This window comes from Dietzia sp. SLG310A2-38A2 (assembly GCF_014145095.1).
Taxonomy (GTDB): domain Bacteria; phylum Actinomycetota; class Actinomycetes; order Mycobacteriales; family Mycobacteriaceae; genus Dietzia.
In genome coordinates this window covers 1-8,433 of record NZ_JAALDX010000041.1, presented here as the reverse complement: position 1 = coordinate 8,433, position 8,433 = coordinate 1, and the positions used below count along the sequence as shown (strand labels likewise).

The window sequence follows — 8,433 nt, the reverse complement described above, 5'->3', positions numbered from 1 at the left end:
GAACCTGCTGGACAACGCGCTGCGGCACGCCCCGGAGTCCGCGGTCCGGTTGACCGCGCGCACGCTGTGGGACACCGGTCGGGCCCGGACGCTCATCGCGGTGGCGGACGACGGCGAGGGGATCGCCGCCCCGTCACGGGAGGCGGTTCTCCGCTCGTTCCACCGCGAGGGGGACACCAACGCCTCCACCGGGATCGGCCTGGGACTCTCGGTGGTCCGGGGCTTCGTGGAGGCGATGGGCGGCACCGTGTCGATCGACGAGACCCCGGGCGGCGGCACCACCGTGGAAGTTGACCTCCCCGCCTGCCGGGATGCCGGGGGTGCGTCCGAGTGACCCCGACCGTGCTCGTGGTGGACGACGATCCCCAGCTCCTGCGCGCCCTGCGCATCAACTTCCGGGCCCGGGGCATGACCGTGGTGACCGCGGAGACGGCCGCTGACGCCCTAGCGCGCGCCGCCGACTGCGACCCCGACCTGATCATCCTTGACCTGGGCCTTCCGGACCTCGACGGGATCCACGTCCTCCACGGACTGCAGGGGTGGTCGCGGGCCCCGGTCCTGGTGCTCTCCGCCCGCCCCGACTCCTCCGACAAAGTGCAGGCCCTGGACGCGGGCGCCGACGACTACGTGACCAAGCCGTTCGCCATGGACGAGTTCTTCGCCCGCGTCCGCGCGGCCCTGCGACGGGCCAGCAGGGACGACTCTCCGGGCGACGCGGTGATCGAGACACCCGGGTTCACCATCGACTTCCGCACCTCCACGGTGACCCGCCACAACCAGACGCTGCACCTCACACCGACCGAGTGGGGCGTGCTGGAGATCCTCGCGCGCAACCCCGGCAGGCTGGTCACCCAGCAGGAGATCCTCCGCGCGGTCTGGGGCGAGGGCTACCAAAAAGAGACCCACTACCTGCGCGTGTACATGGCCCAGCTGCGCCGCAAGCTCGAGGACGACTCGGCCGCGCCCCGGCATCTGGTCACCGAACCCGGGCGCGGGTACCGCTTCGTGCCGTGAGCCGGGGCGCGATAGTTCGCTTTACCGGGTTGTGTTAGATACACCTAACTCCTAGACTTTGTTAGATACAGCAAACACCCAGGGGGCATCGTGGTGACGTTCTCAACCAACGCCCGCACTCCTCTCGATCTCGCCACCTCCGTGAGGGACGCCCGCATCGCGGCAGGGATGAGTCAAGCCGACCTGGCCGCTGCTGCCCACCTCAATCGTTCCTGGGTCAGCCTCTTCGAGGGAGGTCACACACCAAACGCCTCACTGAGCAAGGTCCTCGCCATGCTGGACGTCCTCGACGTCACTATCCGCTTGACGTACACCGTTCCCGATCCCGACTCGAGCGCCAACGAGGTCGGCCGTCTCACGAAGCCCGCGCCGAGAACCGTGTCGACACCGAGGGACGACCCCGACCACTCCGAGACCTCTGGTCCCGCGGTACTGGACTCGATCGCTCTCGCCGCAGCTCTGAAGAGGCGGAGTGCCCATCGCGCCCGCGCCGTCGCTGATGAACTGGAGTCAGGCGCCGAGTGATGAGTGACAAGCAACTTGTTGTCCTCCTGTCCGGGGAGAAACTCGGCACCTTGACCGAGGATCATCATGGCAAGCATTGGTTCGCGTACGACCTCGACGGCCCTGAGCGCAGCCTTTCTCTGTCCATGCCGCGCCGACTGCAGCCTTGGGGCCCTCAACAGGTGGAACCCTTCCTCGACGGTCTGCTGCCCGATAACCAGGCTGCGCGAAACGAGATCGCACGCCTCTACGATGCCGTCGCCGGCAACACCTTCTCGCTGCTCGCAGCAGTCGGCCGCGATTGCGCGGGCGCCGTCCAATTCCTTCCTCCCGACAAGGCAGACAAGTTCGACGAAGGCACCCTCATACCGGTCTCCGAATCTGAGATCGGCGAGCGGCTGCAGAGTCTCATCACCAGTCGCCAGCCGTCGTGGCAGGCTCACGGCGAGCATTGGTCACTCGCCGGGGCACAGGAGAAAATCGCCCTGCACCAGCGAGGTGGTCACTGGTTCCGGGCTACGGGCGCGATCCCGACCACTCACATCATCAAACCGGGCGTAGTCGATCTGAAGTGCCAGGCATACAACGAGGTGCTGTGCCAGACGGCTGTTCGAGAGGTGGGACTCCCCACCGCCTCCACCGAATACGTGGACTTCGCGGGCACCCCTGCCCTCGTCAGTCGCCGCTGGGATCGCCGGGTCTCACGTGATGGATCTGTCGTCCGGCTCCATCAAGAGGATCTATGCCAGGCTCTCGGGGCCTCTCCGGCGGTCAAGTACCAGTCGGAAGGGGGCCCCTCTCCCCGCGACATCATCGCTCTTCTGCGGTCTCTGCTTCTCGAAGAGGACATCTGGCTCTTCGTCCGCGCCCTGACGGTCAACTTCCTTCTTGGCGCGACTGACGCCCACGCCAAGAACTACGCGATCATCCATCCCGAGTTCGGCCGCCCTCGGCTTGCCCCGTTCTACGACATCGCCTCGATCTACCCATACGCTCCGGAACCGAGATACCGGAGGCTCGCGATGAAGATCGGCGGCCGCTACAACTACGACGAGATCGAGCTACGCCACTGGCTCGCCTTCGCCGAGGCCAACACTCTCGAGCCGAGCGCTCTCACCGCCCAGATCTACCTCGATGCCTCTGACCTTCCCGCGGCGCTGCGTTCGGCAATAGAAAAGTATCCCCCGCGCAGCAGCGACGAGCGCACGCTGGCGTCCACGCTGGCGACCGCTGTCGAGTCTCAGTGCAACCGGGTTCTCGACTGGTTTGTGGATCCCTGAGACGGGCCGATCGCGCGGGGGACGACCCGCCGGACGACGCCGTGATCGAGACCCCGGGTTCACCCTCGACTTCCGCACCTCCACGGTGACCCGCCACGGCCAGACGCAGCGCCGCACCACTTCTCACCGTTTCGCAGGTCCGAGCACAGAACGGTCATTACCCTGCCTGACATGAGTCAAGGTGCGTCACTCCTGCGGGTCGGGATCGCTTATGTCATCGCCATCGGCGCCGGACTGGCGTGGCTGCTGTGGGGACTCGACAGCGGCCAGCTGTGGCTGGACGGCCTGATCGCCGACCTCATCGCGACCGTGGTCATATTCGCCTTCAGCCGCTTCTACGGGAACTCCACCTTCTACGACGCCTTCTGGTCGGTCATCCCACCGCTGCTGGCGTTCTATTGGTGGATCGCCGCCGACGCGGGCGTGAACGATGTCCGCTGGTGGCTCATGATGATCGTGCTGCTGGCCTGGGCGGTGCGCCTGACCGCCAACTGGATCCGCACCTTCCCCGGCATGCACCACGAGGACTGGCGCTACCCGATGGTCCGCGAGCGGGCCGGCCGCTTCGAGTTCGTGGCCGACCTCATGGGCATCCACGTCTTCCCGACCCTGCAGGTCTTCGCCGGACTCATCCCCGTCTACGTGGTGGCGACGCGGGCCGGTGAGCCGCTCGGGTGGCTGGACTTCGTGGCGTTCGGCGTCGGCCTGGCCGCGCTGGCCCTCGAGACGATCGCCGACCTGCAGATGCACCGCTTCATCGCCACGCGCACTCCCGGGCAGGTCATGGACACCGGCGTGTGGTCGTGGTCCCGGCACCCGAACTACTTCGGCGAATGCGGGATCTGGTTCTCCATGGGCCTGTTCGGCCTCGCGGCCTGGCCCGGCGCATGGTGGGTGTTCGCTGGCACCGCGGCGATGGTGGGGATGTTCCTCGCCGTGAGCATTCCGATGATGGAGGGACGAAGCCTCGAGCGGCGACCCGAGTACGCCCGGGTCGTGGAGCGGGTGTCGCTGTTCATCCCGCGCCCGCCCAAGAAGCGACCGCACGAGAAGAACCGGACCACGACCTCCGCGTGAGCCGCCCCCGGGTCGTCGTTGTGGGCCTCGGGGACACCGGCGTCCTCACCGCGATCGCGCTCCGCAGGCACGGCGACGTCGTGGGCATCACCGCCAAGCCGGAGTTCGTCAGCGGCCAGGAGCTCGGCCTGCGACTGGCCCGGCCGGAGGCGTGGACGCGCGATTATCGCATCGGCTACGAGCGGTTCCGGGGCCTCGACCACGCGCGCATCGTGCACGGCAGCGCGACCGCCCTCGACACCGAGAAGCGGATCGTGCGCGTGCGGCTCGCGGACGGCGCTGCAGTTGACGGCGCAGGGGGTGAAAGCCCAGTCACCGAGGAACCGTACGACGTCGTCGTCGTTGCCACCGGGGTGACCAACGGATTCTGGCGCCACCCCACCCTCCAGGACTCCCGCGGCGTCGACGCCGACATCTCCCTGCCCCACCAGCGCATCGCGGACGCGGAAACGGTGGCGATCATCGGCGGCGGCGCAGCCGCCCTGAGCTCGGCGGCGCAGGTGGCCGAACGCTGGCCGGACAAAATCGTAGATCTCTACTTCCCCGGCGACCGCGCACTGCCCCATCACCACGCCCGCGTCTGGGACCGGGTGCGCACACGACTGGAGGCCCTGGGCGTCGGACTGCATCCCGGCCACCGAGCTGCACTGACGGCTGGGGACGGTGGCGGTGGCGGCGGGAATGCGAACCACGACGACCTTGATGACGACGACGAGCACCTCACCAGCGCCACAGTGAGCTGGACGACGGGCCAGGCACCGACCACAGCAGATGTAGTGATCTGGGCGATCGGCCGCGTCTCGCCCAACACTGGGTGGCTACCCGCGGAGATGCTCGACGACCGCGGTTTTGTCCGCGTGGAGCCGACGCTACGGGTGTCCGGACACAGCGACGTCTTTGCCGTCGGCGATGTGGCCGCCACCGACCCGCTGCGCACCTCCGCCCGCAACCGCGGACACCTCCTGGTCGCACGCAACATCCGCGCGCACCTCGAGGGCAGACCGCTGCGCGACTACCGGCCGCCGAGGCGCCGCTGGGGCTCGGTGCTCGGCCCGCTGCGCGACGGGCTCATCGTGTTCACCCCGCCCGGCCGGGGCGTGCGCGTCCCCGCCCCGGCGTCCGATGTGGTGCTTCAGCGGCTCATCACCCACCAGGTGATCTACGGCGGGGTGCGGAGTCAGAGGAGGTGACGGTGGCGTCCCGGCGCGGCGAGGTCACCGCTCTCAGGGGGTAGGAAGAAGGCAGTTACTCCGTCACTATGTGCTGGAAGATCTCAGTGCGTGGACTGTCGCCATCCCGCCCGGTCTCCGGTATAACGATCTGGGCATCGAAAGTCTTGCTACCCACGTACCACCGCAGCGGGCGTTCGAACACATCAGTACCCGATGTTGTGACGGCGAGGGACACGATCTCGCCGGGTTCTGCATTCTGTCTGGTCCGCACGTTGAAACGGACGCTTCCCCAGTAATTGCAGGACAGCGAATACGTATAGGTCAAGCCGGAAACCGATGAAGAGCGGATGTCGCAGTCCTCGATAACGGGCGTGACTTCCACCACCGTCTGGTTCGGGTCAAAGGTGAACTGGAGGTCAACCAGGCCCATTTTCTGATCGGCGTAGCGAGTCGGCGATTCGACATCGATGAAGTACCACACATCCTCGCCCCTCGATAACTGCCCATCGAGATTCTGCCCCCTCATCAGTCCACCGATGAAGGCATATCCAGCACCGGCATCGGGATTGTCCGGACTCGGAGGGGCGACTGTCTGGGTCGGGGTCACCGTCACCACAGGGGCCGTCACTGTGGGAGTCGACGTCACCGGCACAGCCGTCTCGGTCGGTGTGACCGTCACCGGCGCGGCTGTCTCGGTCCCGGTCACCGTCGTGGTCGCAGTCGTGGTGGCCGTTGCAGTCGCGGTAGTCGTCACCGTCTCTTCGATCGTGGGCGTCACCGTCACCGCCGGGGCCGTCACGGTCGGAGTGGACGTCACCGGCACGGCGGTCTGAGTCGGCGTGACCGTCACCGGCACGGCCGTCTCGGTCTCGCTGACGGTCGTCGTCGCAGTCGTCGTACCGGTCACCGTGACCGTCTCCTCAACGGTTGGCGTCACCGTCACGCTCGGCGCTGTCACCGTGGGAGTCGACGTCACCGGCACGGCGGTCTGAGTCGGCGTGACCGTCACCGGCACCGCAGTCTCGGTCGGCGTGACCGTGACCGGCACCGCGGTCACCGTCGGGCTCACCGTGACCGGAACGGCCGTCACGGTCGGGGTCACGGTGACGGCCGGCGCCGTGCTCGTGGGGGCCGGCGTGAAGTCGGGCGACTGCCACAGCGACCCGAGGGAACCCCCTGCCTGGTAGCCCCTCACCTCACGCGCGCCCAGGTATCCGGGTGCGAGGCTCCCCAGCCCGATAGCACCGGTCTGAGTGGACCCGGGCGTCGTTCCCGTCTGCTCCTGCGCATGTGCCGGAAGCGTGGTCACGCACACTAGGACTGCCGCGATAGCGGTGGCAGCAGAACGTCTGATCACATTGGATCCTCTGGTACGTACCGGGCCCGTTGCCCGGCGTGGGTGAGAATTCCCCCGCGTTGACAATCGGATCCGGCAGGTTTTGGGGCCTCAGAGACAGACGTCTGGCAAGTTCTAGTAGCAGATTAGCGCTCGCCCTCCATTTGTGGGCTAATCCGTCCATCCCGGGCACGGTGGGCGCGATTCTCCGCCACTCACCAGAGCCGGTGAATCAGCTGAGAAAGCACTGATCCTTCAGAGAGATACTCACCAGTGAGTGGTGTTCGCACTGCCCGGCCGGTCGCGCTCCCTCGGCCGCGGCGCTACGGTCGGGGCATGCCTGAATTTACTGTTCCCGGATTGTCCAACTCTGATTCCTCGACGCTCGTAGAAACGCTGCAGAAGCGACTCACGGCGTGCAACGACCTGCACCTGACCCTCAAGCACGTGCACTGGAACGTGGTGGGCCCCAACTTCATCTCGGTGCACGAGATGCTCGATCCGCAGGTCGAACTGGTCCGCGGCTACGCGGACGTGCTGGCCGAGCGCATCGCGACCCTGGGCGGCTCGCCGGTGGGCACGATGGGCGCCAACGCCGACCACCGCTCGTGGGACGACTACTCGCTGGGCCGCGACACCGCGCAGGCGCACCTCGGCGCCCTGGACAAGGTGTACGACGGGATGATCGGCGACCACCGCAAGGCCATCGCCGTGGCCGGCGAGGTGGACCCGGTGACCGAGGACATCCTCATCGGCCAGACCGCCGAGCTGGAGAAGTTCCAGTGGTTCGTCCGCGCCCACCTGGAGAACGCCTCCGGCTCGCTGCCGACCGCCGACGACGCCACCGAGGCCGACGACGCCACCGAGAAGGGCGCGGCCCGCGACGCCACTGCGTGATCGCACGCGGCTGACCCCGCCAGCACGAACCGACGGGCCGGACTCCCCCACCTGGGAGTCCGGCCCGTCGTCTGTCGTCGGGGCAGGGTGCAGTGCCGCGAGTACGGCCGCGGGGGTCGCGGTGGGGGTACGCAGCCGGGCGCCGCAGACGGTGTACGCCGGGCGCTGACGCCAGCGGTGGCGCAGGGGACCCGGGGGCGACCAGACTCACTGCGTGCCCAATACCGACCTGATGTTCGCGGTCATCGGCGCGGCCCTGCTCATCGGGTCGTTCCTCCCGCGCCTGCTCCGCGAGCGGGTGCTGTCCGCTCCGATCGTGGTGGTGGGCGTGGGCATGCTCATCGGCTGGCTGATGCCCACCGAATCGCAGCTCGTCGACGTGATCGAGCACGCGGAGCTGGCCGAGCGGATGGCCGAGATCACCGTGATCGTGGCGCTCTTCGGCGTGGGCCTGGCACTGGACCGTCCTCTGAGCCTGCGCGGATGGACCACCACGTGGCGACTGCTGGCGATCGGCATGCCCCTGTCCATCGCAGGAGTCGCGGTGCTGGGGTGGTGGGTACTGGGGCTGACCCCCGCGGTCGCCGTGCTGCTCGGGGCGGTGCTCGCCCCGACCGACCCGGTACTGGCCTCCGACGTGCAGGTGGAGGGTCCGAGCTCCGGGGAGGAGGTCGACGACGAGCACGACGAGGCCCGCTTCGCCCTGACCTCCGAGGCCGGGCTCAACGACGCCCTCGCGTTCCCGTTCGTGTACCTCGCCATCTATCTGGCGACCAAGGGGGATCCCGGCGAGTGGCTCCTGGGCTGGGTGGCGTGGGACCTGGTGGGCAAGACGGTCATCGGCGCGGTGGTGGGCTACCTCCTCGGGCGACTGATCGGGGCCGCGGTCTACCGCGTGCGGGTGGGCGACCACCGGCTCGTGGGATTCGCCGAGCCCGCCGCCGCCGTGGCCACGCTCCTGCTGGCGTACGGCGTCGGCGAGCTGCTGGGCGGCTGGGGCTTCCTCGCCGTGTTCTGCGCGGCGCTCGGGGTCCGCGCGTCCGAGCGTGACGACGAGCGCCACGAGCACTTCCACGAGTTCGTCGAGTACACCGAGCACCTGCTCACCCTGCTGGTCCTGCTGGTGATCGGCGCCTCGTTCATCTCGGACGCG

The 8,433-nt window shown here is 68.0% G+C and carries 9 protein-coding genes; 8 read left to right on the top strand and 1 reads right to left on the bottom strand.

Features of this window, described 5'->3' with window-relative positions:
• The 6 genes from G6027_RS01575 to G6027_RS01550 form a co-directional block, all read left to right on the top strand.
• A partial coding sequence (locus G6027_RS01575) for a sensor histidine kinase (RefSeq protein WP_182634795.1) occupies positions 1 to 334 on the top strand: 334 nt, incomplete at its 5' end.
• Entirely contained in the window at positions 331 to 1,014 is a 684-nt protein-coding gene (locus G6027_RS01570) for a response regulator (RefSeq protein ID WP_182634793.1), read from the top strand. The genes G6027_RS01575 and G6027_RS01570, both read left to right, overlap by 4 nt.
• 93 nt (positions 1,015 to 1,107) lie before the next feature.
• Positions 1,108 to 1,539 (top strand): helix-turn-helix domain-containing protein, encoded by a 432-nt coding sequence (locus tag G6027_RS01565; protein ID WP_182634790.1) that lies wholly within the window; start codon positions 1,108 to 1,110, stop codon positions 1,537 to 1,539.
• Positions 1,539 to 2,798 (top strand): type II toxin-antitoxin system HipA family toxin, encoded by a 1,260-nt coding sequence (locus G6027_RS01560; protein WP_182634789.1) that lies wholly within the window; start codon positions 1,539 to 1,541, stop codon positions 2,796 to 2,798. The genes G6027_RS01565 and G6027_RS01560 overlap by 1 nt, the downstream gene beginning before the upstream one ends.
• A gap of 171 nt (positions 2,799 to 2,969) precedes the next feature.
• Positions 2,970 to 3,875 carry a DUF1295 domain-containing protein gene (locus G6027_RS01555; protein ID WP_182634787.1) on the top strand — a complete coding sequence of 302 codons (906 nt, stop codon included), beginning with the start codon at positions 2,970 to 2,972 and terminating at the stop codon, positions 3,873 to 3,875.
• Complete coding sequence (locus tag G6027_RS01550) at positions 3,872 to 5,065, top strand: FAD-dependent oxidoreductase (protein ID WP_182634785.1); 1,194 nt, start codon at positions 3,872 to 3,874, stop codon at positions 5,063 to 5,065. The genes G6027_RS01555 and G6027_RS01550 overlap by 4 nt, the downstream gene beginning before the upstream one ends.
• 55 nt (positions 5,066 to 5,120) lie before the next feature.
• On the opposite strand, the gene G6027_RS01545 is transcribed toward G6027_RS01550, so the two are convergent.
• The gene (locus G6027_RS01545) at positions 5,121 to 6,356 is read right to left on the bottom strand and encodes a hypothetical protein (RefSeq protein WP_182634783.1); all 1,236 of its coding nucleotides are present in this window, start codon (positions 6,354 to 6,356) and stop codon (positions 5,121 to 5,123) included.
• A gap of 363 nt (positions 6,357 to 6,719) precedes the next feature.
• On the opposite strand from G6027_RS01545, the gene G6027_RS01540 reads away from it, so the two are divergent.
• Positions 6,720 to 7,280: a DNA starvation/stationary phase protection protein gene (locus tag G6027_RS01540; RefSeq protein ID WP_182634781.1), complete on the top strand. Its 561-nt coding sequence runs from the start codon at positions 6,720 to 6,722 to the stop codon at positions 7,278 to 7,280.
• Positions 7,281 to 7,494: 214 nt separating this feature from the next.
• The coding region (locus G6027_RS01535; protein WP_182634779.1) for a cation:proton antiporter at positions 7,495 to 8,433 on the top strand (939 nt) is incomplete at its 3' end.

Coding starts and splice junctions, on each gene's coding strand:
- G6027_RS01540 (WP_182634781.1), top strand. CDS start 6,720: ATGCCTGAATTTACTGTTCCCGGATTGTCCAACTCTGATTCCTCGACG.
- G6027_RS01555 (WP_182634787.1), top strand. CDS start 2,970: ATGAGTCAAGGTGCGTCACTCCTGCGGGTCGGGATCGCTTATGTCATC.
- G6027_RS01560 (WP_182634789.1), top strand. CDS start 1,539: ATGAGTGACAAGCAACTTGTTGTCCTCCTGTCCGGGGAGAAACTCGGC.